Source organism: Rubrobacter calidifluminis (genome assembly GCF_028617075.1).
Lineage (GTDB): Bacteria > Actinomycetota > Rubrobacteria > Rubrobacterales > Rubrobacteraceae > Rubrobacter_E > Rubrobacter_E calidifluminis.
This window is the reverse complement of sequence record NZ_JAQKGV010000027.1, coordinates 1-21,720: the sequence shown is the minus strand read 5'-3', so window position 1 is coordinate 21,720 and position 21,720 is coordinate 1. Positions and strand designations below refer to the sequence as shown.

The 21,720-nt window shown below is 60.1% G+C and carries 18 protein-coding genes and 1 pseudogene; 7 read left to right on the top strand and 12 right to left on the bottom strand.

What is annotated here, in order from left to right:
- The 5 genes from PJB24_RS15075 to PJB24_RS15055 all read right to left on the bottom strand — a co-directional run.
- A partial coding sequence (locus tag PJB24_RS15075; protein ID WP_273847336.1) for an MmgE/PrpD family protein occupies window positions 1-1,352 on the bottom strand: 1,352 nt, incomplete at its 3' end.
- Complete coding sequence (locus tag PJB24_RS15070) at window positions 1,349-2,143, bottom strand: cyclase family protein (RefSeq protein ID WP_420541969.1); 795 nt, start codon at window positions 2,141-2,143, stop codon at window positions 1,349-1,351. The genes PJB24_RS15070 and PJB24_RS15075, both read right to left, overlap by 4 nt.
- 17 nt (window positions 2,144-2,160) lie before the next feature.
- On the bottom strand, window positions 2,161-3,024 hold the full coding sequence (locus PJB24_RS15065; protein WP_273847332.1) for an HpcH/HpaI aldolase/citrate lyase family protein: 864 nt from the start codon (window positions 3,022-3,024) through the stop codon (window positions 2,161-2,163).
- The gene (locus tag PJB24_RS15060; protein ID WP_420541968.1) at window positions 3,021-4,232 is read right to left on the bottom strand and encodes a CaiB/BaiF CoA transferase family protein; all 1,212 of its coding nucleotides are present in this window, start codon (window positions 4,230-4,232) and stop codon (window positions 3,021-3,023) included. The genes PJB24_RS15065 and PJB24_RS15060 overlap by 4 nt, the downstream gene beginning before the upstream one ends.
- Window positions 4,208-5,014, bottom strand: a complete 807-nt coding sequence (locus PJB24_RS15055) for an IclR family transcriptional regulator (protein WP_273847327.1) — start codon at window positions 5,012-5,014, stop codon at window positions 4,208-4,210. The genes PJB24_RS15060 and PJB24_RS15055 overlap by 25 nt, the downstream gene beginning before the upstream one ends.
- A gap of 218 nt (window positions 5,015-5,232) precedes the next feature.
- Between PJB24_RS15055 and PJB24_RS15050 the strand changes: the two genes are divergently transcribed.
- Genes PJB24_RS15050 through PJB24_RS15040 form a run of 3 tightly spaced genes read left to right on the top strand, consistent with a single transcriptional unit; the run spans window position 5,233 to window position 9,399 of the window.
- On the top strand, window positions 5,233-6,519 hold the full coding sequence (locus tag PJB24_RS15050) for an MFS transporter (protein ID WP_273847325.1): 1,287 nt from the start codon (window positions 5,233-5,235) through the stop codon (window positions 6,517-6,519).
- A 12-nt stretch (window positions 6,520-6,531) separates the two neighbouring features.
- Window positions 6,532-7,995: a dihydroorotase gene (locus PJB24_RS15045; protein WP_273847323.1), complete on the top strand. Its 1,464-nt coding sequence runs from the start codon at window positions 6,532-6,534 to the stop codon at window positions 7,993-7,995.
- Between the two features lie 27 nt (window positions 7,996-8,022).
- A complete protein-coding gene (locus PJB24_RS15040) occupies window positions 8,023-9,399 on the top strand; it encodes an FAD-dependent oxidoreductase (RefSeq protein ID WP_273847321.1) in 1,377 nt (458 codons plus the stop codon).
- A gap of 33 nt (window positions 9,400-9,432) precedes the next feature.
- Here the strand turns inward: PJB24_RS15040 and PJB24_RS15035 are convergent.
- Both PJB24_RS15035 and PJB24_RS15030 read right to left on the bottom strand, forming a co-directional pair.
- A pseudogene (locus PJB24_RS15035) lies at window positions 9,433-9,849 on the bottom strand (transposase); the annotation flags it as partial.
- 175 nt (window positions 9,850-10,024) lie between these two features.
- Complete coding sequence (locus PJB24_RS15030) at window positions 10,025-10,378, bottom strand: helix-turn-helix domain-containing protein (protein ID WP_273847319.1); 354 nt, start codon at window positions 10,376-10,378, stop codon at window positions 10,025-10,027.
- A 292-nt stretch (window positions 10,379-10,670) separates the two neighbouring features.
- On the opposite strand from PJB24_RS15030, the gene PJB24_RS15025 reads away from it, so the two are divergent.
- From PJB24_RS15025 to PJB24_RS15010, 4 genes are all read left to right on the top strand, one after another.
- Complete coding sequence (locus PJB24_RS15025; protein WP_337959028.1) at window positions 10,671-12,170, top strand: APC family permease; 1,500 nt, start codon at window positions 10,671-10,673, stop codon at window positions 12,168-12,170.
- A 59-nt stretch (window positions 12,171-12,229) separates the two neighbouring features.
- The gene (locus PJB24_RS15020; protein ID WP_273847315.1) at window positions 12,230-14,161 is read left to right on the top strand and encodes a primary-amine oxidase; all 1,932 of its coding nucleotides are present in this window, start codon (window positions 12,230-12,232) and stop codon (window positions 14,159-14,161) included.
- 81 nt (window positions 14,162-14,242) lie between these two features.
- The gene (locus tag PJB24_RS15015) at window positions 14,243-15,058 is read left to right on the top strand and encodes an IclR family transcriptional regulator (RefSeq protein WP_273847313.1); all 816 of its coding nucleotides are present in this window, start codon (window positions 14,243-14,245) and stop codon (window positions 15,056-15,058) included.
- A 124-nt stretch (window positions 15,059-15,182) separates the two neighbouring features.
- On the top strand, window positions 15,183-15,923 hold the full coding sequence (locus PJB24_RS15010) for a ZIP family metal transporter (RefSeq protein ID WP_273847311.1): 741 nt from the start codon (window positions 15,183-15,185) through the stop codon (window positions 15,921-15,923).
- Between the two features lie 138 nt (window positions 15,924-16,061).
- Here the strand turns inward: PJB24_RS15010 and PJB24_RS15005 are convergent, their stop codons facing one another.
- From PJB24_RS15005 to vapB, 5 genes are all read right to left on the bottom strand, one after another.
- A complete protein-coding gene (locus tag PJB24_RS15005; RefSeq protein WP_273847310.1) occupies window positions 16,062-17,342 on the bottom strand; it encodes an APC family permease in 1,281 nt (426 codons plus the stop codon).
- Between the two features lie 137 nt (window positions 17,343-17,479).
- Window positions 17,480-18,370 (bottom strand): proline iminopeptidase-family hydrolase, encoded by an 891-nt coding sequence (locus tag PJB24_RS15000; protein WP_273847309.1) that lies wholly within the window; start codon window positions 18,368-18,370, stop codon window positions 17,480-17,482.
- 792 nt (window positions 18,371-19,162) lie between these two features.
- A complete protein-coding gene (locus tag PJB24_RS14995; protein ID WP_273847307.1) occupies window positions 19,163-20,191 on the bottom strand; it encodes a tyrosine-type recombinase/integrase in 1,029 nt (342 codons plus the stop codon).
- Between the two features lie 97 nt (window positions 20,192-20,288).
- Entirely contained in the window at window positions 20,289-20,702 is a 414-nt protein-coding gene (vapC, locus tag PJB24_RS14990; RefSeq protein ID WP_273847306.1) for a type II toxin-antitoxin system tRNA(fMet)-specific endonuclease VapC, read from the bottom strand.
- A gap of 81 nt (window positions 20,703-20,783) precedes the next feature.
- Window positions 20,784-21,020: a type II toxin-antitoxin system antitoxin VapB gene (gene vapB, locus PJB24_RS14985; RefSeq protein ID WP_273847304.1), complete on the bottom strand. Its 237-nt coding sequence runs from the start codon at window positions 21,018-21,020 to the stop codon at window positions 20,784-20,786.
- Window positions 21,021-21,720 lie beyond the last annotated feature (700 nt).

Below are 21,720 nucleotides of genomic sequence, written 5' to 3'. Positions count from 1 at the left end.
TCCATCAGAGCGTCTTCGATCTCTCGCACTCGGCTCCAGTCGAATACCCTTGCGGCGTTGGAACGAAACTTAACCGCGAGCTCTTCGTCCGAGAGCGGGTTCTCGGGCCCTCCCCGGTTGTGCCGGACGCGCACGATTCGGTTGCCACCGTCGGAGAGCCTGACCCGGAGCACGGCCGGGAACTGGCGGGGGAAGATCCTAGTGCATTCTTCGTCCTCGACACAGCGGACGAGGGAGGCGAGCCGTAGCTTTCGCGGGTCTTTGGTGGCCTCATCCGTAAAATCGTCCAGCCCGACTCCGAGTCCGCCACCGCCCAGAAAGGCGCTCGCCACAACGAAAGGTCCGCTGAACCGGGCCGCATACCCGCTCTCGGGCCTCGCCTTCGTCTCGCGCGGCTCCGCTATGGTCTTCAGCACCTGGGCGGGCACCCCGAGTAAGATATCTTTGATCTTGTCCGCCCTTGTACCTCCCCTGCGCAACTCCAGGGCTGCGTCGATCGCGGCATGGGTAAAGTGGTTCGCTGGGTAGGGCTTGAAGAAGATCTTCTCTGACTCCCACTCCTCGCCCAGGCCCCGCACGAGAGCGCCGGCGTCGTAATCGTCCCCCAGATACGCCCGCAGAAACCCGAACCTCCCCTCGAAAACCGTGGGTGGCCCGGTAAACCCCGCACGCGCGAGCTCGGCCGCCACAACGCCGCAGTGCGCTGCCCAGCCGCAGTGAATTCTTTTCACCGTGCCCCCGGTGCGGTTGGCCTCTATTATCCCCGCCCCCATGCTCGCAGAGATGGAAACGGCGTGCCCGATCTTCTCTTCGGGGAGGCCCAGGAGCATGGCAGAGGCCAGCGCTGCACCCAGCGTCCCACATATGGAGGTCGCATGAAGCCCTCGCTCGAAGAACACCGAGCTACCGAGGTCCTCGTCGTAGCCCGCCATCCCCGCCCTCACCACCAGTTCGTCACCGGCCGCGATCGCGGCCATCAGCCCCGTACCGGATGCACCGGCGGCCTCCGCCACAGCCAGCGCGGCCGGGACCACAGCGGCGCTGGGGTGCAGCACGGAAGGAAGGTGCGTATCGTCGAAGTCCAAGGAATGTGCCAGCGTGCCGTTTACGAAAGCCGCGCTCGGAACTGGATACCTGCGCCCAGCCCCCACAATAGTGGCCTGCTCCTCACCACCCCACCCCCGGACGACAGCACCCGAAATCCGGGCCGGCTCCGTACCGCTGGCCGCGAGAGCCACGCCCAGGGTGTCGAGAAGTCGTCTGCGCGCATCTTTGATTACATCCTCACCGAACTCTCCGGCCCGGACACACCCGGCGAAGCGCGCGATCCGCGTCAGGATCGTGTCGCTCATCGCCGCACCACCGCCAGCGGGCGCACAGGCGATCCGGTACCCCCAATGATCTTCAGTGGTGCGAGCACGAACAGGAACTCGTAAACCCGCGCCGCGGCGAGTCCGGAGAGGTCCATAACCTCAATGATGTGTATCCCGCGCTCGGCGAGAAGCAGGCGGTGAACCGGAAGAAGCCTGTGCCCCACACCGGCCTTTATCTGCTCGTAGGCGACAGTCTCTCCGCCCGTGACCCTGATCCTACGATCTGCAAGCCACCGGGCCGCCTCCTCGTCAGGACCAGGGGCCCCGTTTTCAAGCCCCACGAAGGTGTCCTGATCCGAGAAGTGAACCGCCCAGCCTGAACGGACGAGAACGGCGTCCCCGCTTCTTACCTCGATACCCTCGTTCTGCGCCGCGTCTTCTAGATCCTTCCGGGTGATCCCGTAGCCTGCGGGTAGGACATCCACACCGTGGAGAGAGGCGACGTCCAGCATAACCCCTCGGCACAACAGCGGCGGCATCTGGTCTATGCCATGGCTCGCGAACCGCCCCCCCCTCTGGGCTTCCTCGGCCCGCACCCCCCCATAGAGCAACCCCTTATGGGATACGTGTGCCAGCGCATCGACATGGGTTCCTGTATGCCCACCGGTGCAGATGAGCTCGCTCGACGCCGAGCTGCCGTCTTCCCGGACCATATCCCCATGTCGCCGGGCTAGCGCCATCCGAAACGGAGGATGGTTCGGTGAGTGAGGTGTCTCGGAAGCGAGTGGTTGTGCCAGATCGAAGACTTCCACGTTCCCGTCCTCAAACATCTCCAGAAGCACGTCTCTCACAGCTCACCCCCTTCCGACAGCCGGGCCAGTTCCAGCTTGGAACGGGCCGCCTCGACGACCGCACGGTCGACGAAGCTCCCATCCGGCAGCGCGAAGGCTCCAGACCCCAGGGCTTCGGCTCTCTCTATCCTTTTGATCACCTCTTTAGCTTTCCTGATCTCCTCCGCATCTGGCGTGAAGACGTCGTTGATCACCTTTACCTGCCGGGGATGTATAGCGGAACGCCCCACGAAACCGAGGGCTTTGAGAACCAGGGTAGAGTTGCGCAGTCCTTCTTCGTCCCGCACGTTCGTGTAGACGCTCCCCACCGGACCGGGAAGCCCGGCGGCACGTGAGGCGCAGACCACGCGAGAGCGGGCGTAGATCAGGCCCCTCTCATCGCTGACACCGAGATCGGCGGCGAGATCTACCTCACCAAGCCCCATCCCCGCGACCAGAGGATGGGCACGGGCTATCTCGAATACCCTCTCGAGTCCGAGCGCGGACTCTATGAGGCATTGGATCTTCGTGTTATGTGCTCCTCTACATTCGAACTCACACCCCACCTCGCGCACCATCTCCGGCGACTCCACCTTCGGCAACCTCACCCCGGCGGGTGAGAGCGGGGCGATCAGCTCAAGATCCTGCTCAAGCAATGTCGAGCCGGGAGCATTGAGCCGGACGAAGATAGGCCTGGACCGATTACCTCCCATGAGAACATCCGCAGCCACCTGGCGAGCATGATCCTTCTCCGAGGGGGCCACCGCATCCTCCAGGTCGAGTACCACACAGTCAGCCCCGCTCTCCAGGGCCTTCTCCACCTTGTGCTCATCAGAGGCGGGCACATAGAGATAGCTGCGGTAGAGCCGTCCCTGGCTCACACAACCCCCTTTGCGGACAGCTCTTTCAGATCCCTCTCATCAAGACCCAGCGCCGCGTAGACTTCCCGGTTGTGCTCGCCGAGCTTCGGACCCGGCCAGCGAATCTCACCCGGTGTTTCGGAGAGTCTGAAGAGCACGTTCTGCATCTTCACGGGACCGAGCTCCGGATCATCGACGGTGGTGATGGACTCAAGCGCCTGGTACTGCGGATCTCGCATGATGTCGGATATGTCGTAGATGGGCGCCACGGCCGCGCCTGCTTTCTCGAACTCCTTTATAACCTCATCTTGGGTGCGCTCGGCGATCCAACGCGACACCACCTCATCGAGTTCGTCGGCATGCTCGGCCCGGCCCCGGCCGGTGGCGAACCAGCTCTCCTGGATAAATTCCGGATGTCCGACGAGCTTCATAACCCGCTCCGCCACGTTCTGGGCGCTGGTCGAGATCGCCACCCACCTTCCGTCTCTGGTCCTGTACGTATTGCGCGGAGCGTTGTTGACCGAACGGTTCCCGCTGCGCTGCTGCACGATGCCGAGCTGGTCGTAGACAGTCGGCTGCGGACCGAGCATCGTGAGTATCGGCTCTATGATAGCCAGATCGACCACCTGTCCACGCCCCGTCGCCTCCCTCGCTCGCAGCGCTATCAGGATCGCACATGCGGTGGCGAGAGCCGCGATGCCATCTGCCAGCCCGAACGGAGGTAATGTCGGTGGCCCATCGGGCTGTCCGGTAACATGCGCGAAGCCGCTCATGGACTCGGCCAGAGTTCCGAACCCGGGCCTGTTCTTGTAAGGTCCCTTCTGCCCGAACCCTGTCACCCTGGCAAGGATCAACCCTGGGTTCTCTCTGCTGAGCACCTCGTAGGTGAGCCCCCAGCGCTCGAATGTACCAGGGCGGAAGCTCTCGATCACGACATCGGCCTCGCGGGCGAGCTCCCTGAAGATACGCTGCCCCTCGGGCGTGCTGAGATTGAGCGTCACGCAGCGCTTGTTCCTGCCAAGCATCTTCCACCACAGCCCGACCCCATCCTTGGCATAGCCATGAGAACGCGCCGGATCACCTTTTGGGTGCTCCACCTTCACCACGTCGGCCCCGAAGTCTCCCAGCACCGTCGCGGCCAGCGGCCCTGCGAACAGGGTGGCACAGTCTATTACTTTTAGGCCCCTAAGCGCCATCTTTCGGCTCACCCGGAGACACCTCCTTCCCATCCGAGCTTTTTCGAAACTTCAAGACCAGCCTCACGGACCAGCGGACGCAGGCGATCCACCGTCTCTTCGTTGAAACGATCGACCGGTCCGCACACGCTCAGCGAGCCTATGGCGTAGCCATCGATCCCGAACACCGGAGTGGCCACCGACCCCGCTCCGACCTGACGCTCCCCGAAGGAGATAGCCGTACCCTCACGCCGCACTCGCTCAAGCTCCTCCTCAAGCCTGCGACGGTTCGTTATGGTCCCCGGGGTCAGGCGTTCCAGAGTTCCATGCAGTACCGTCTCGCGCAGTTCGGGCATACAGAACGCCAGAATGGCCCGGCTCGAAGCCCCGGCGTGCAGCGGGAAGGGATGCCCGATCTGCACGCTCATCTTGATCTCGTTCAGACTCAATACCTGGTCCAGATAGACCCGGTGCGTGCCAACCAACGCCGAGATGGTTGCCGTCTCTCCCGTCTCACGCTGCAGCCTGCTCAAAACGGGCATCGCAGCTCTTCGCAGGTCGAAGTCTCTCAAGGCACGCGCACCTAAAGTGGCCGCCGCGGGCCCCAGCCTGTAGCTCCTCGTGTGCTCCTCGAAGATCACCAGTTGCCTCGATGCCAGTGAACGCAGTATCCGATACACCACTGCCTTGCTCAGCCCAAGCCGGCGCGCTATCTCACTGACCCCTAGCCTCTCCTGCTCTCCGGCAAACGCGAGCAGAACGTCAGCAACCCTGGATGCAGACTCGGTGCCACCTCTGTTCCTTGGTTCGGCCGATCCTTTTTTTGTTTCTGTCATAGAAACAATTTCCTTTGTCCCACCTGGTTACCAATATACCATATTCACAACATTCCACCTGTTGACCGAGTAAAACAACGATGGTACCCTATGGTACACCAAACTGTTGTGTTTCTTCAAGGGGAACAAAATGACTTACCGGACGAGGGAAGGCGGGAGTCAGGCTCTACGGTCGAGAACCAGAATTTTGGGGATCACGTCATGGGGGTGAGCGGGTGATGCGCAGCAATTACAGGTGGGCCATAGTGATACTGGTAGTTTTGCTGGTGGTCATCAACTACGTTGACCGCAGTGCTATCTCCTATGCCATAGGTCCGATCAGCAAGGACTTTGGCATCAACGAGGCACAGTGGGGGATCATCAGCGGAGCGTTTTCCATTGGGTATCTGGTGATCGCCTTCTTCAGCGGTCCGCTCGTCGATCATTTCGGGCCCAAGCGAGTTCTGGGTGCGGCCATAGTTTTGTGGTCCGTGGTCTCTGGGCTCACGGTCGTGGCAGGCGCCTTCGCGGCACTGTTCGTTGTCCGGGTGTTGCTTGGTGTTGGAGAGGGGCCTGGGTTCCCCGCCGCGACCCGGGCTGCCAGTCGCTGGTTGCCGCAGAAGGAGCGAGGGAGAGCGCTCTCACTCATAGTTGGGGTTGGGGTCTCCGGGAGCCTTCTGATCGGAGGGCCGATCGTGACCCAGCTCATAGCCCATCTGGGGTGGAAGGGCATGTTCGTAACCCTTGCCGCCGCGGGGATCGTATGGGTGGTCCTCTGGCTGGTTGCCTTTAAAGACAGCCCGAACGATCACCCGCGGGTAAACGAGGCTGAGCGGAGCTACATCGCCGCCGGGCAGACCGAGGAAGAACGAACTGTCCGCAAGGAGCACATCGAACCGGGCAAGATCTTCAGCAACCTCAACCTCTGGGCCGTGGCGTTTGGATACTTCGCCTGGGGCTATATGTTCTGGGGCTTTCTGTACTGGCTTCCCGGTTATCTGGGCAAAGTCTACAACCTCGACATCACCTCGGTTGGGCTGTTCTCCGTCCTGCCGTGGGCAGCTGGTGTCATAGGAACCCTGCTCGGCGGGTTTATTATGGATGCAGTATACGCGCGCACGAGCAGGAAACGTCCACGGTACATAATCATGGGGATAGCGCTGCTCCTGGCGGGAGGGTCGATGATCCCCATCTTTGCCGCCCCGTCGCTCACCACCTCCCTGCTGTTTATCTCCCTCGGCATAGGATTCGGGTTCATAACCGGAGGTTTCTGGTGGGTAGCCTCCATCGACGCGGCCCCCGATCAGCCAGGCTTCGCCGCTGGGTTCGCCGATGCCTCGTTCGCCCTCTCAGGGCTCGTCGCGCCGGTGGTGATGGGCTTTATCGTGCAATCCACCGGTAGCTTCAACAGCGGGTTTGTCGTGATGGCCGTGCTCGCCATTCTGGGGGCAGCAGCCCTGATGCTGCTCAGCAAAGAGAGCCAGCTCCAAGCCGGAGTTGACCGGGAAGCGGTCCACAGCAGATAGCAGGAGGTGACGATGGATCGAATGGACAGTGTTATCCTGGGAGGGAATGCGGTACTTCCCGGCAGAGGTCTGGTCCGTGCGGATATAGGCATAAAAGATGGCAGGATCTGCGCCCTCGCCGAGCAGCTGTCTTCCGGGATGGCCGAGGAGGTTATAGATGCCCGGGGGATGCTTGTCCTGCCTGGTGCGGTGGACGCCCACTTCCACATCGGGATCTACCGCGGGATAGAGGAGGATGCCAGGAGCGAGAGCGCCTCCTCGCTTGTCGGCGGGGTGACCAGCGTCATAAGCTATTTCAGGACCGGGCACAACTATCTCGAGAAAAGCGGTCCCTATTCGAGGATATTTCCCGAGGTACTCAGAGCAACGCAAGGCAACTCCTACGTCGACTACGGCTACCATCTGGCGCCGATGACGAAAGAGCACGTACGCGAGATAGACGAGCTGATCGAAAAGAGCGGGGTGTGCTCCTTCAAGTATTACATGTTCTACAAGGGGCTTGATCTCTCCGGTGCCTCGCGGGACGCTGCCGGGTACACTATGAGCGACGAGTACGACCTCGGCCATCTCTTCGAGATCATGGAAGAGGTCTCCGAGGCCAACAGCTCCCGCAGCGATGGGGCTCGTATCTCGCTCTCCATCCACTGCGAGCAGCCAGAGCTCATACGTCTCTTCACCGAGAGGGTGAGGCAGGAAGGATTGCTCGAGGGTCTCGAAGCCTACAGCGCCTCCCGCCCGACCCTGACCGAGCATCTCGCGGTGGCAGAGGTCAGCGTGCTCGCCGGTCACACGGGGTGCCCGATCAACCTGCTACACCTCTCCAGCGAGGAGGCCCTGGATGCCGCGCTTGACCTCAAAAAGCAGAACCCTCTCCTCGACGCCCGGCTGGAGACCACCCTGCATCACCTCGCGCTCACCTACGAGACGTACAACGACCAGCGCGGGAAGGTCAACCCCCCTATAAGAGCCCAGTCCGACGTCGACGCGCTCTGGAACGGGGTGATACGCGGGGATATCGACTGGGTGTGTTCGGACCACGCCTGCTGCTCGGAGGAGCACAAGGAAGGTGAGCTCTGGAGCGCGTTGCCAGGCTTTGGCGGCACGGCCCTCATGTACCCTTTTATGCTTACCGAAGGTCTCCGACGTGGTCTCACCTACGAGCGCATCGTAGACCTGGTGGCCACAAACCCGGCCCGCGCTTACGGGCTCGCCCCGCGCAAAGGTCTCATCGCGGTGGGCGCGGACGCAGATCTTGCAATCGTCGACTCGGAGACCATCAGGGAGGTTACCCCCGAGCTTCTGCTCTCAGCTCAGGAGTACACACCGTTCGAGGGCATGGCGCTCTCCCACTGGCCTCGCCGAACTCTGCTGCGGGGAAGGACCGCCTTCCTCGAAGGGGAGATAGTCGCAGATCCCGAGGGCAGCTACATGCACCGTCCGCTCACGGTCGAAGGTGCGCACTTTATTGCTCCCTGAGAGAACGGCAGAATAGAGGGGTATGTGATGCCCGGAAAGTTCGGCCGCGGGCAGGAATACCCGGTGATCATCGTCGGGGCCGGAGGATGCGGCATAGTCGCAGCCCTTGCTGCCGCAAAGAGCGGAGCCCGGCGAGTTCTGGTGCTGGAAAAAGGCGAGAAACCGGGCGGTAACACCGCGCTCTCGACGGGTCTAATCCCGGCAGCCGGAACTCGCTTCCAGCGTGAAGCAGGTATAACGGACGATACGCCCGAGCTCATGGCGCGCGACATAATGACCAAGAACGGCGGTCAGGCGGACCACGCGATCGTCACGCACCTCTGCCAGGTCTCTGCACGACTCGTCGAGTGGCTCGTCGATGAGGTCGGGTGTGATCTCATCTGCCACACTGACTTCCTGTATCCTGGCATGAGTCGCCTCAGGATGCACGGTCCCCCGCATGGATACGGGGCTGAGCTGATCGAACAGCTTCAGGCCGCCATCGACTCCGACCCTCGTATAGAGCTCAGAACCGTCACTCCGGTCGAGGCCCTCGTGCAAGACGAGAGCGGCTGTATCAATGGTGTGCGAACGGCCGAGCAGATAGTCACGGCGCAGGCGGTCATTCTCGCCTCGGACGGCTTCGGGGCCAACCCTTGGATGGTACGAGAACACCTGGGAGAGCAGATCGCCTCTGCTCCCTACTCGGGATGCCAGAACAACACCGGAGATGGCATACGCTGGGGCATAGAAGTCGGGGCCGCCACCTCTTGTATGGACGCATACCAGGGGCATGGCTCCGTCGCAGCCCCCGATGGACCACTCGTAACCTGGGGCCTTATCGTCAACGGTGCGGTACTGGTGAATCGAGAGGGTAACCGATTCGGCGACGAGAGCAGAGGGTATTCCGAGTTTGCTCAAGAGGTTCTCTCACAACCCCGTGGAGAGGCCTGGGAGATACTGGATAACCAGGTCTATGAAGCATCGCTGGGCACGAGGTTCGACGAAGTGATCCATGCAGGCAGGATCATCAGCGCCCCCTCACTCGATGCACTAGCCTCCGCAACCGGCCTGCCCCGAACGCAGCTCACCCAGACTATCGAAGAAATCCGGCTGGTAAGACGTGGCGTGAAACCCGACCGATGGGGAAGGAGCCACTTTGCAAGCGCTCTGAACACTCCTCCTTTTCACGCAATCCGGGTCGCCGGAGCCCTCTTTCACACTCAGGGTGGATTGGTTGTCGACAACCACGCCCGTGTGCTGGATAAAGCAAGAAGGCCCATAAGAAGGCTATACGCCGGAGGAGGAACGGCGGTCGGAATAAGCGGAAGGGGCGCCAAAGGTTACCTAGCAGGCAACGGCTTGCTCACAGCGTTGGGACTAGGCGTGACGGCAGGATGCAATGCCGCCGGACACGCAACCTGAAACTCTCCAGCACAGATTTTCCTACAGCGAGTTTCATAGAAGCTGAACCGAACTGCGGTAGCCACAATGCTCGAAGAAACCGAGGGCATCTGCGGAGCTAACCGCCGAGATCGCCGCTCCGATCGTCTCGATCAAAGCCTCGCGGGTGCGGGCTGAGGCTTTGCGCAACAAGGCCTTTATCTTTGAGAACGCCTCCTCGATGGGCTTCAGATCGGGAGAGTAAGGCGGCAGGTAGAGGATCTCGCAACCCCTCGCTTCGATCAGTTCCCTGACCTTCTCTGCCTTATGGGCCAAGAGGTTGTCCATCACCACCTGCCCGGCTCTGAGGCTTGGAACGAGTACCCGCTCTACATAGGTTTCGAAGATGATCTTCGTGGTCGCCCCTTCGACGAGCAGGCACCCTCCCATCCCTTCGACGCTCATGCTCGCAATGAGCGTGGTGTTCTTCCCTCGTTTCGAGGAGCTTCAAGACGCACCCGCTCTCCCCGAAGAGAGTATCCGTAAATGGGAGCCAATGAAGTGTGGGTGCCGCACTCATCAACGAAGACAAAGTCGGAGGCCTCGAACTCCTCGCACACAAAAACCCGCCACGCGGCCCGCAAGAACTCGTCGCGCTCAGCCGCCTTCACGCCCCCTTTTTTCGGGTTCTCTGCATTCTTTGAAGCTCGCGGCAGACCGTCGAGTCGCTCACCGAAACCCCGGCCACTACCTCCAGGTACTCGCGCCTCTGAGAGTGCGTGAGAAAGGGACGTTCTTCAACGTCCCTCGCCAAGAGTCTCCTGGCCCCATCGTCGAGCTTCGGCTTCGATCCGGGTCTCTTCTTCGGGGCGAGCGGCTTGCCCTCCCTCGCCATCGAGACGTAGCGTTTTACCGAGGAGAGCGAGATCCCGAAAGCGCGAGCAGCTTCGCTTTTGCCCATGCCCCGTCCGCAAACTGCCTCAACGATCTTCTTCCTGAGATCCTCCGAGTATGCGTTCATCCATTCATGATGCCTGATAGATCAGCTACGCTGCAACCTGCTGTAAGCCACCAACTCCAAGCAGGTACTTCCTATCTTCGTAACCATTTTTTCTTACATGGCTAGAAAAAGGCTGGATAGTGATTGCGGTAGTAGATGCGCAATTGTTAAACAAATCACCTGGAAAGAGCAGAAGGGGGTTGAAGTGCAAGAACGGGACAGGAGTACTACCCAGGATAAGGCGCGAGCTGGTGAGGAACAGACCTTCCGTTCCCTCAAGCCAAACGCTGTCGGACTTGTTGGGGTCTTGTTTATGGCCGTGGCAACGTGTGCCCCGATCACGGCGATGGCGGGCAACGTACCAATAGCCGTGGGGTTTGGTAACGGTATAGGGGCCCCTGGAGGTTACATATTCGCCCTTGTCGTGCTGACCATATTCTCCGTGGGTTTTCTGATGATGGCACGCTACATCACGACGGCTGGGGCGTTCTACGGCTTTATCTCCCACGGCCTCGGGCGCGTCGTCGGGCTTGCCTGCGGACTCTTGTGCGTCTTCTGCTACGTGATCTTCGAGCCTGCATTGGTTGGTATTTTCTCTGCCTTTGCGCATGATACGGTTCAGGCCCAGCTCGGACTCAACGTTCCCTGGCCGGTCTTTGCTGGGATAATGCTTGCAGCCATCACCATACTCACCTATTTCGACATCAACCTGACGGCCAAGGTGCTGGCGATCTTCTTGCTCACCGAGATCTCGGTGCTTCTGTTCATGGCCTTCGGGGTGCTCTTTTCGGGGGGAGGACCGGATGGAATATCGCTCGCTCCGCTGAACCCCATTAACGCCTTCAAAGGAGTTGCTCCCGGTCTCGGCTTGATCTTTGCTTTCTGGTCCTGGGTCGGGTTCGAGACAAGTGCGGTCTACGGGGAGGAATCCAAGAACCCCAAACGTAACATTCCACTCGCCATCCTTATCTCCGTTGTCGGGGTAGGAATCTTCTACACCTTCGTTTCCTGGATGGCCATAGACGGCAACGGGCTGCATCAGTCGGTAGCGCTGGCCAAGGGTAGCAACCCCTTCGCGCTCTTCATCAACCCGACGCGTGAATTCGTCGGAGGATGGGCGGTCACCCTCTTCGAGTGGCTGCTCATAACCGGGTCGTTCGCCTGCGGGATGGCGTTCCACAACGATGCAGCACGCTACCTCTACAACTTTGGCAGGGAAGGGTTCTTCAGCCGGAGGCTGGGTGAGACACATCCGGTCCACGGATCTCCGCATATAGCTTCCTTTACCCAGACGGCGATAGCGACCCTTCTGGTTGCGGTCTTCTGGGCGACCGGGCAAGACCCCTACGCCAACCTGTACACCATACTGGCGATGGGTGGGACTCTGGCGCTTCTGATAGTGCAGACGCTCTGCTCTTTTGCTGTTATTGGCTACTTCCACGTCAAGGGATACCATCCGGAGGCACGCAACTGGCTGACTACCTTCGCCGCACCTCTGGTCGGTGGCATCGGAATGATCGTCGTCGTCTTCCTGCTCATCACCAACTTCTCGACCGCCGCCGGTAGTGCTTCGAGCAGCCTAGCATTCAAGCTCATCCCCTGGATCATATGTGCCATCGCCATAGGAGGGATAGCCTTCTCACTCTATCTCAGGGCGAGAAAACCCGAGCGTTACGCAATTCTCGGACATGTAGTCTTCGACCCATCTGCAGAGAAGGTGACCGTGGATACCTCGGTACGAGAAGACCACAAGCTCTCAGAAGGGGGTACCAGAGAGACCGGACGAGAAGGAACACAGCAGGAGCTTGCCTGAGACATAAAGGATAGATACTCTACTGGGACATTCCTGCAAGAAAGGAGGAGGTGGCGCATATGTCGGCCTTAGAAGAAACCTCTACTAAGATCGGCCATCCCCTAGAGCCGCTCAGCGCCAGGGAAATAGAGCAGGCAGTGAAGATCTTGCGCAAGGACAAAAATCTCGGGGAGAGCTACCGCTTCTCGGGGGTCACGCTCAATGAGCCGCCGAAAGAGAAAGTTCTCTCCTTCAAACCAGGCGACAGCTTCGACCGAGAGGCCTTCATCGTCGTGCACGACAGAGAAGAGAACGCCAACTACGAGGCGGTGGTCTCACTCAGCCGGGGTGAGGTCGTCTCATGGGAACGGATCCTGGATGTCCAAGCACCGATCGCACTCGAGGAGTTCGACGAGTGCGAGGCGGCTTGCAAGTCAAACCCCGAGTACCAAGAGGCGCTCAGGAAGCGCGGGATCACCAACATGGACCTGGTCCTCGTCGATCCCTGGTCGGCAGGGAGCTACGGGGACGAAGAAGGACGCAGGCTCTCGAGAGCACTCTCCTGGGTGAGACTGGACCCCGAAGACAACGCCTACGCACATCCCATAGACAACCTCATCGCGATCGTTGACCTCGACAAAATGGAGGTTGTCAGGATCGAGGATTACGGTGTGGTGCCTGTGCCAAAAGAGAAGGGTAACTATACCCCCGAGGCTGTGGGGCAAATGCGTACAGATCTCAAGCCTATCGAGATCACCCAGCCCGAAGGTCCCAGCTTCGAGATAGACGGGCACGAGATACGCTGGCAGAAGTGGCGCTTCCGGATAGGATTCACACCCCGTGAAGGTCTGGTTCTCTATACCGTGAGCTACAACGACGGAGGAAGAGAACGCCCCATACTCTACCGGGCCTCCCTCTCGGAGATGGTCGTGCCCTACGGCGATCCCCGACCCGGCCACTGGCGCAAGAACGCCTTCGACGCCGGAGAATACAACGTTGGCTCTCTTGCTAATTCCCTCGAGCTCGGGTGCGACTGTCTTGGGGAGATACGTTACTTCGATGGCGTGGTCTGCGATGGGGCGGGGCGTCCCCGCATCATCAAGAATGCCGTCTGCATGCACGAGGAGGACTACAGCATCCTCTGGAAGCACTACGATATGCGCACCGACAAAGCAGAGGTGCGACGTTCCAGAAGGCTCGTTGTCTCCTTCATCGCCACGGTTGCAAACTACGAGTATGGTTTCTACTGGTACTTCTACCAAGACGGCTCTATAGAGTTCGAGATGAAGGCCACAGGCATCGTCTCCACAGGAGCACTCCCTCCGGGGGAGAAGACACGCCACGGCCAACTTCTCAACAATGATGGGCTCTACGGCCCCATACACCAGCACTTCTTCAACTTCCGGCTGGACATGGATGTCGACGGGCAACAGAACACGGTCTACGAGGTCAATACCGTCCCGGTCCCTCCCGGTGAGGAGAACCCCTATGGCAACGCCTTCTACGCCAAGGCCACTCCCATAGAGAACGAATCCGAGAGCCCGAGACAACTGAACCTTCAGAGCTCTCGCTACTGGAGGATAGTGAACGAGTCCTCCCAAAATCGAGTGGGTGAGCCCGTTGCGTACAAGCTTATGCCCAAGACCAACACGGTACCTTTCGCCCAACCGGATGGACAGGTAATGAAGCGAGGAGGTTTCGTAAAGGGCCATCTCTGGGTGACTCCCTACGAGCCTGCCGAGAGACATGCTGCGGGGGCCTATCCGAACCAGAACCCTGGCGATGATGGACTGGTCCGCTGGATAAAGCAACAACGCCCCGTAAGAAACCAGGACATAGTCGTCTGGTACACACTCGGGATGCACCATCCGGTGAGGCTCGAGGACTGGCCGGTGATGCCGGTAGAGACGGCCAGCTTCATGCTCAAGCCCGAAGGTTTCTTCGACCGTAACCCGGCGCTCGATGTACCAAGACCGGAGCACAACGGTCACTGCAACCACCACGCCGGGTAAGGAAGAACAGGGGCGGGCGGCAGGGAGACCACCATGGCGCCCGTCCCTGCTCTCCGGAGGAGTCTGGACAAAGGTGGAGATATGTACAGGAACGAGCTTGAGACGTCATCCGTAGATGTGGCAGGCGAGAGTCAGAAGGGAGAGAAAAGCGCCCGCCGCGTCTTGAAGGTGTTGAAACTGATCGGGGAGTATGGAGGAGAGATAACCGCCAAGGAGATAGCCCGCCTCGCGGGGGTCAGCCTGCCCACTGCCTACAATCTTATCAACGCACTCATACGGGAGGGGTACGTGGAGCGTGTTCCCGGGAGGCGAGGCTACCGTCTAGGACCGATGATCTCTGTACTCTACCAAAGGTCTCTGGGCGGGTCGGACATAACGCTTGATATAGAGCCGGTGCTCAAGGATCTGGCGGAACGTTCTGGTCAGCGTGCCTACCTGGCGGTACGCCAGGATGGTCGGATGGTAATATTGGACATCAAATCCATCCCAGGAGCCCCCAGGCTCCCGGATGTCTGTATAGGTTTCGGGGACGGGAGCCATGCGTTGGCCATAGGTAAGGTTCTGCTCGCCTACTCGGATGAGAAAGATATGGCAGAAGAGGAGGGAACCCTCTGCCAGTTCACATCCAGAACCATCATATCCCCGAGGAAATTGGAGAGTGAGTTGACCCAGGTCAGGGCGCAGGAATTTGCCATGGACCTGGATGAATTCGCTGAGGGTTTCTGTTGTGTCGCGGCACCCGTGAGAAACGCAGCAGGAGAGGTAGAAGCCTCGGTGGGCATCTCAGTCCCCTCACGCCACTTCTACTCCAAGCCGCGCTATTTTCTGGACATGATCCGAGTCGCGGGCAGGGAGGCTTCGGGAATCCGAGGGTACAGATACCGGGGTAGCGCGTGAGACATCCTGTACATGTCCGCCCCTGTAGGATCCATCCACCTTTGTTCTCTGTGAGATGCACCGCCTTCCTCAAAGCCTGCCAGCAGGCACTATATGGGCGGGCGGACATGCGGGCGGAAGGGAGATGAACGCTGTCTTCGCAGCCTCGCTCGCCGGAGCGGGCTTCTGCGGGGCGAGCCTCTTCGGGCTGCTCGGAGGCAGGATCACCCAGAGAGCCAGAGCCTCTCTTCTCGCCTTCGCAGCAGGGATCATCCTCGCCCTCGCCTTCGCCGACCTCCTGCCCGAGAGCGTCGAGGCGGCGGGCCCAAAAGCCATAGCCTGCTTCGCCACAGCGTTCGCGCTCATGGCGCTCCTCGAAGGGCTTCACAACTCTCACCATCGCCACGATGAAGCCGATACCACCCGGTCGATAGGCTCAGAAGGGGCCACCTTGCTCCTCCCCTTCGTGATCGGCTTTGCACTTCACAACCTGGCCGAAGGGTTCGTCGTGGCGGCAGGAGCGGGGGCCTCGGCCGTTGCGGTGGGAGGGATAGGGATAGGGGTGATGGTACACAAGATCCCCGAAGGAGGATCGCTCGGGGCGGTTCTCGCAGGATCCGGGACGAGCAGGGCGAAGGTGGCAGTGATAGCGTTCGTGCTGGGGCTGGTGGTACCTGTGGCGGCGGGGCTGACGCTCTTTTTCTCCTCTCCTGGAGAATCTGCGGTAGGGATGATGAGCGGGACAGCGGGAGGGGTGCTCTGCTACCTTGGGGCCTCGCATCTTTTGCCGGAGGCGAGGGAGAGAGGAGGCAGGGAGGCTGGGGTGGTGTTTGCTGGCTCTCTTTTGTGCACGGTGGTGCTGCTTTTTACCCTCCTCTCCGACTGATCCCATCACCGGGAAGAGATGAATCCTTCTCGTCGGGATTCGATCTTGAGAGGTTACCTGCAGCAATCCCGGGCAGGTGTGGGTTCGCGCTGGGCTTCCCTGCCGTGTAGGGACACGGGTAGTACGGACCCGGGCGTGTTACAGGTTCTCGAAATCCTTGAGTGCCTCGGGTACTTCCCTGTAGCCTTTGGATTTGATGGCCCCGAGGATTATCCCGGCAATCATCCACCCAAAACCGAAGATGAACGTGACGGTATCGAAGCCGTGCCAAACGTAGGCGATTATTCCGAACCCCACTATCGGCAGTACCACGTATGAGAAGAACTCTCTTCCACCTCTGCGGCCCCTCTTGATGAAGAAATAGACGAAGACGGAGAGGTTCAAAAGCATGAAGGCTGTTAGCGCCCCGAAATTCACGAACTTGGTTATCGTCTCCAGAGGGATGAGGAGGGCTATCGCTACGGAGACGACGGCGACGAAGATGGTGGCGTTTGCCGGGGTGCGGTAGCGGGGGTGTATCTTGGCCAGAAATCCGGAGAAGGGCAGGAGTTTGTCGCGGCTTATGGAGTAGATGATCCTGGAGACGGCCGTCTGGGCCACGAGGGCGTTGGCTATGCCTGCGGCTATGACGTTGATGAAGAGCAGGAAGTAGTAGAGGAAAGGTCCGCCTGCCGTCCTGCCGACCTGGAAGAAGGCGAGGGCCGGATTCAGGTTCTTGTAGTCGGGGTGCACGAGCCCCGCAGCGTAGGTTTGCACCATGAAGATGAGACCGAGGACGATCAGGGCGGCGACCGTCGCGTTGCCGACGGTGCGCTCCGGCTGGCGAGTTTCCTCGGCCAGCGTGGAGATAGCGTCGAAGCCCAGGAAGCTCAAGACTGCGATCGAGGTGGCCGTGGCGATGAATCCGGTCCCGACACGCCCGGGCTGGTAAAGGGGTGTGAGGGAGAGGCCTCCTGTTCCTCCACCGTCTATGAAGACGTACTTTACGGTGAAGCCCAGGAAGACCAGGAGCCCGAAGAGCTCTATCGCGAGCAGGACGAAGTTGGTCTTCGCGGTCACGGTGATCCCCCGTACGTTCACGAAGGTTATCACAGATATGAAGACGATCACGTAGGCAAAGAATGGCGCTTCGGGAATAGCGGCATGCAACCAGGTCGCCGAGAAGGCATATAGAAGGGCCGGAACGAGGAAGTAATCCGCGAGTATCATCCACCCTGCTATGAACCCGACGTGTGGGTTGAATCCGCGCTGCACGTAGGAGTAGACGGAGCCTGCAAACGGAAACTCCCGGCTCATCTGCCGGTAGCTCAGGGCCGTAAACGTCATCGCCACCACACCGACGAAGTAGACGAACGAGACCATTCCGAAGCTCTCGCGCGAAACGAACCCGTAAATGCCCATCGGCGCGATCGGGACCATGAAGACCATTCCATAGATGAGCAGGTCCCTGAATCTGAGGGCACGTCTGAGCTCCTGCCTGTATAATGTGTGCTCCTGCTCCTCTCTTGTTTCCTCTCGACCGTTTCCCGAGGTCCTGTTCTCTTCCGGCACTTGGGCTACCTCGCGATCCTTTTCTCGATGCGTTCGAGGAAATCGTTCGCTATGCGCATGTACTCCCCGCGCTGCTCGGCGAAACAGAGGTGGGAGGCATCTTCTATAATGACGAGCTCCGAGTCCGGGATGCGCCGGTGCATGTCCTTCAGGTGGGCGGGGGTGCACTCGTCGTGGCGCCCGCCGGTGAGCAGCGTGGGCACTTGGATCTCACCGAGCCTCTCCGTCACATCCCAGTCCTTGAGCGTCCCGACCACCGTGAACTCGCTCGGGCCGTTCATCGTCTCGTAGACCTCATACCCGGCCTCGGCGAAGGAACGCTCAAGACCCTCGGGCCAAGGTTCCATACGGCAGACGTGCTTCTTGTAGAAGCCGAGGATGGCAGAGGCGTACTCCGGGCAGGCGGTGAAGCCTCTCTCTTCATGGTGGCGTATCGTCTCTCTAACTTCCTCAGGCTCTTCAGCGAGCATCTCTGAGCACTCCCTGATCCAGCGCGGCATGCTCGCTGGGCTACCACACAGGATGAGGCTCTCAAGGGCAGGCTTTCTGTCGAGCACGTACTGCATCGCGAGCATCCCGCCCCAGGAGCTTCCGAACAGGTGCATCCGCTCCAGCCCCAGGGCCTCCCGCACCACAACGAGCTCCTCGACGAACCGATCGACGGTCCACAGCGCGGGGTCGGAAGGGCGATCTGATCTTCCACATCCTAGCTGGTCGTAGAAGATGACCTCTCTTCTCCCGGCAAGGTCTTCGAGAGGCTCCAGGTAGTAGTGGGTGAAGCCAGGCCCTCCATGTAGGCAGAGCAGCGGGATTCCACCCTCTCCGACCGAGCGGTACCAGACCCTTCCTCCTGGCACATTGATGTACCCTTCCCTCGACAAAAGATCTACCCCCACCAATACTCCTGTGAACCTAGCTGTTGATTTTATCCTCAATCAGTCTTCGAAGCACTCGGAAAGAAGAGCGCGTTGGTCTCACCTCCCGGAGCAAGCCCATAATGCTGATGATGGCGATATGAGAGGAAAATCTCGATCTCTAGGAGACGGTAAACGGCGCTAAGGAGGATAAGCGCACGGGCGGCCGTTCCTGCGAATGCGCAAAGCTGGAGCAGAGAAAAGCCTAAACCGGATAGGCGAGGAAGAGATAAGGGCAAACTGTGAGGAGAGGTCTGGGGAATGAGCCAGGAGAGAGTGGTGCTGGATACCAATGTGCTGGTCTCCGGGCTGCTCAACAGCTTTGGTCTTCCGGTAAGGGTGGCTGATCTTCTTCTGGTCACGATATTATCGTAGCTTATGATACCCGCATCATTACCGAATGGGCCTAATCGCTTCGGAGAAATAAATTCGGATTCCCGCCCAGGGATGTCAGAGCACCGCTGGCGTTCGTGAAGGGAAAGGGTATCGAGGTGAACACGCCGCCGCTTAGGGTAGAGTCACCAGACCCGGACGACATTATGTTCCTTGAGACGCCCCACGGCGCACAGGCAACTTCAGGTCCTACCTGCGGGAGATCAAGTACGGCATCGAGGTGGTCGAACCAACCGGACCCTTCTTCTGAGGAGGTGGGTGAAAAGAGCCGATGAGGGCTGGCTCTCCACCGGTCCTCCTTCCTCAGATCTTTCACCAGGGATATACTTCCTCTTTGGCCCATCCCACAGGACCAGATCACGTGCAAACTCTTCGGCATTCTTACCTGTTTTCTTCGAAGTAGGGGACGTGCAGGTGGCTTGCCGCCTTCCTCTTGGCACGCTCCCCACGTCTGTCATAGCGTGCCGTCGTCCCAGGGTCGGCATGTCCCGCCAGCTGTTGGGCGGCAGAGAGATCCCCTATCGCATCCAGAAGATCCCCGATGAAGGTCTTGCGGAAGTCGTGCGGGGAGAGCTTCTTCACCCCCGCCTCTCGCTGGCGCCTTCTCACTATGTCGTAGACTGCCTGGTCGCTCATCCTGGCGGGACGCCTCTCACCACCCACGTCCTCCCGCTCATAGATTATCCTCCCGCCCTTGTTTACGGGAAGGAGCAGCGCCCCTTCGCCATCCCCCCTGAGCTCTATCCAAGCGTCTATAACCCTGTCGGCTCCTCCCTCGGCGTAGACGAGCCGTTCCTTGTTCCCCTTGCCCCTCACCCTGACCTCGAGCGTTTCGGGGTCGTAGTCGGAGAGATCGAGGGCGACGGCCTCGCTCCTCCTGAGCCCACACACATACAGAAGAGCAAACAGGGCCGCATCTCGCGCCCCCCGGGCTTTTTTGTTATCTGTGTAGCATACTCTGAAGAGGGCATAGAGCTCGCCGCGTTCTATGGCCCTTCCAGGGGGGAGGCGTCTGCCGCGAACGGGGGGGACGTCTATCGCCCGCTGCAGCTCGTCTGCTGAGATGTAACCGAGCCTGAAGCAGGCTCTCAAGACTCCTCTTACGGCGGAGAGCATCAGGTTGGCCGTCGATGGCGCGTAAGCCCCGGCCACAGCAGAGCGAACGAGCGTCATGTGCTGGTAGCCGATCTTCCACCAGGCGAGCTCCATCGCAGAAGCTCGTCCGCCGGAGAGAAAGCTTGCTACGGTCTCAAGGCTCGTGCGTACCGGCCTGCGCGAGTTCTCGGAAAGGGAAGCCAGGTACGCAGAGACCGGATTCTCATCCAGAGGCAACCTCTCGGGAAGGATGATCTCATCGACAGGTACGCCGGTGAGGGACGTTCCGTCCTCGTTCTTCTCGATGCCAGCCATCCTCGCAACTCTTCCCTGATCTCTCTCCTCGCCCCACCATTATAGCTTGTGAAAATATACATTTACATAAGCTATTTTAGAGAGTTTCCGGAGGTTGTCAGGGGGTCGTCCAGTCCTCCAGCTGGAGGCCGTGTACGCGCACGAACTCGCGGGTGTTGTTGGTTACCAGCGTGGCATCCAGGCTGAGGGCGTGGGCGGCGATGAGCGTATCCAGCGGACCTATGGGCGTGCCACGCTTCTCCAGTGACGCCCTTACCTTCCCATAGCTCGCGGTGGCCTCCTCTCCGAAACTCACGATCTCCAGGGGCAGCAGGAACTGCTGCAGGGCCTTACGGTTTTGCTGTGGCCGGGCACTTTTCTCCACCCCGTAGAGCAGCTCTGCGACCGTGATGACGGAGAGGCCAACCTCGCCGACCTCGAAGTCTTCGAACCGCCGGAGAACCTCCGGTGGGTGGTACCGGATCAGGTGAATACAGATGTTGGTGTCCAGAATGCGGCTCAGCCGTGGCATGGCAGCTCCTGGTCCTCCGCTCCGCCGGACGGCGCATTTGTTCCGTGACCCCGCCTCACCGAAGGCATAGATCTGAAGTCCCTATCCAAAGAGAGGCTCCCGCTCGTCTTCCGAGGCCGGTTGTGCGCGCTCTTCCATGAAATCCTCCGAGAACAAACCCAGGCTCTCGTACAGCGTTCGCCAGGAATCTTCGCGCGGGAGCAGCACCACCGCCTCCCCCACCTTCTTAATGTAAACCTCCTTTCCCTCGAAGCGGAACTCCTTGGGCAACCTCACCGCTTGGCTGCGACCGCTCTTGAACAGCTTCGCCTTCTCCACGCAGACCACCTCCCAATGATATATATCATTAGTATATACCAGACGGAGCTAGAGGTGCGCCAGCTCGCATATTCGAACCGCCAGGAAAACTTAATGGGCCTGGGGTTGCTCGCAGGCGCCCCGGCGGTGAGGGCATGGCAGGGGTGCCACAGCACCCCGTCTGGACCCCTTATGGGACCGCAATTTCCGGTATGAGCTGGCTGGCCGATGATCCCCAGGGGCCGATCCGGCCGACGGCTGGGACCATTCCGATCGCTGTTTCAATACCCATGTCGGAGAGCGGGCGCAGCCTTGCGAGTGACGGCAACCGGTCGACGCGGCCGGCGATGGGCAGGTGCATGGCGGGAGGCTCGAATGGCGTGGTGGTCATCGAGGGCCACCGCCGGATCTTTCAGCAGCGCCATCATCTGGTTGGCGAGTGATCCCGCAAACACCTCGAGCGTCGGCATCTCGGAGGATGCAGCGTGGCAGGACTCCCCCACTGAAGCCCTCCTCGCCCGTTTACTTCTGATCCGCCGCCACTGGGTAGGAAGAGAGCGTCCCGGCGTCTTGCCGTCGCCTCACCCTCCTGCGATCTCCAGGAAAGGGTTCTCGATGGTGAGGCTTTCGATCCTCTGCCCGTGCTGGAGATCTTCGGTCAGAATGCGGTCCGCCCCTCCACGGAGCGCGGCCTCCACGATCAGGGCGTCCCAGAAGGAGA

Bases quoted from the DNA above. Each gene is read 5' to 3' on its own strand.
- PJB24_RS15060 (WP_420541968.1), bottom strand. From the start codon at position 4,232: ATGGGAAGGAGGTGTCTCCGGGTGAGCCGAAAGATGGCGCTTAGGGGC.
- PJB24_RS15050 (WP_273847325.1), top strand. From the start codon at position 5,233: ATGCGCAGCAATTACAGGTGGGCCATAGTGATACTGGTAGTTTTGCTG.
- PJB24_RS15055 (WP_273847327.1), bottom strand. From the start codon at position 5,014: ATGACAGAAACAAAAAAAGGATCGGCCGAACCAAGGAACAGAGGTGGC.
- PJB24_RS15020 (WP_273847315.1), top strand. From the start codon at position 12,230: ATGTCGGCCTTAGAAGAAACCTCTACTAAGATCGGCCATCCCCTAGAG.
- PJB24_RS15015 (WP_273847313.1), top strand. From the start codon at position 14,243: ATGTACAGGAACGAGCTTGAGACGTCATCCGTAGATGTGGCAGGCGAG.
- PJB24_RS14995 (WP_273847307.1), bottom strand. From the start codon at position 20,191: ATGGCTGGCATCGAGAAGAACGAGGACGGAACGTCCCTCACCGGCGTA.
- PJB24_RS15070 (WP_420541969.1), bottom strand. From the start codon at position 2,143: ATGTTTGAGGACGGGAACGTGGAAGTCTTCGATCTGGCACAACCACTC.
- vapC (WP_273847306.1), bottom strand. From the start codon at position 20,702: ATGCCACGGCTGAGCCGCATTCTGGACACCAACATCTGTATTCACCTG.
- PJB24_RS15010 (WP_273847311.1), top strand. From the start codon at position 15,183: ATGAACGCTGTCTTCGCAGCCTCGCTCGCCGGAGCGGGCTTCTGCGGG.
- PJB24_RS15030 (WP_273847319.1), bottom strand. From the start codon at position 10,378: ATGAACGCATACTCGGAGGATCTCAGGAAGAAGATCGTTGAGGCAGTT.
- PJB24_RS15040 (WP_273847321.1), top strand. From the start codon at position 8,023: ATGCCCGGAAAGTTCGGCCGCGGGCAGGAATACCCGGTGATCATCGTC.
- PJB24_RS15045 (WP_273847323.1), top strand. From the start codon at position 6,532: ATGGATCGAATGGACAGTGTTATCCTGGGAGGGAATGCGGTACTTCCC.
- PJB24_RS15005 (WP_273847310.1), bottom strand. From the start codon at position 17,342: ATGGTCCCGATCGCGCCGATGGGCATTTACGGGTTCGTTTCGCGCGAG.
- PJB24_RS15025 (WP_337959028.1), top strand. From the start codon at position 10,671: ATGGCCGTGGCAACGTGTGCCCCGATCACGGCGATGGCGGGCAACGTA.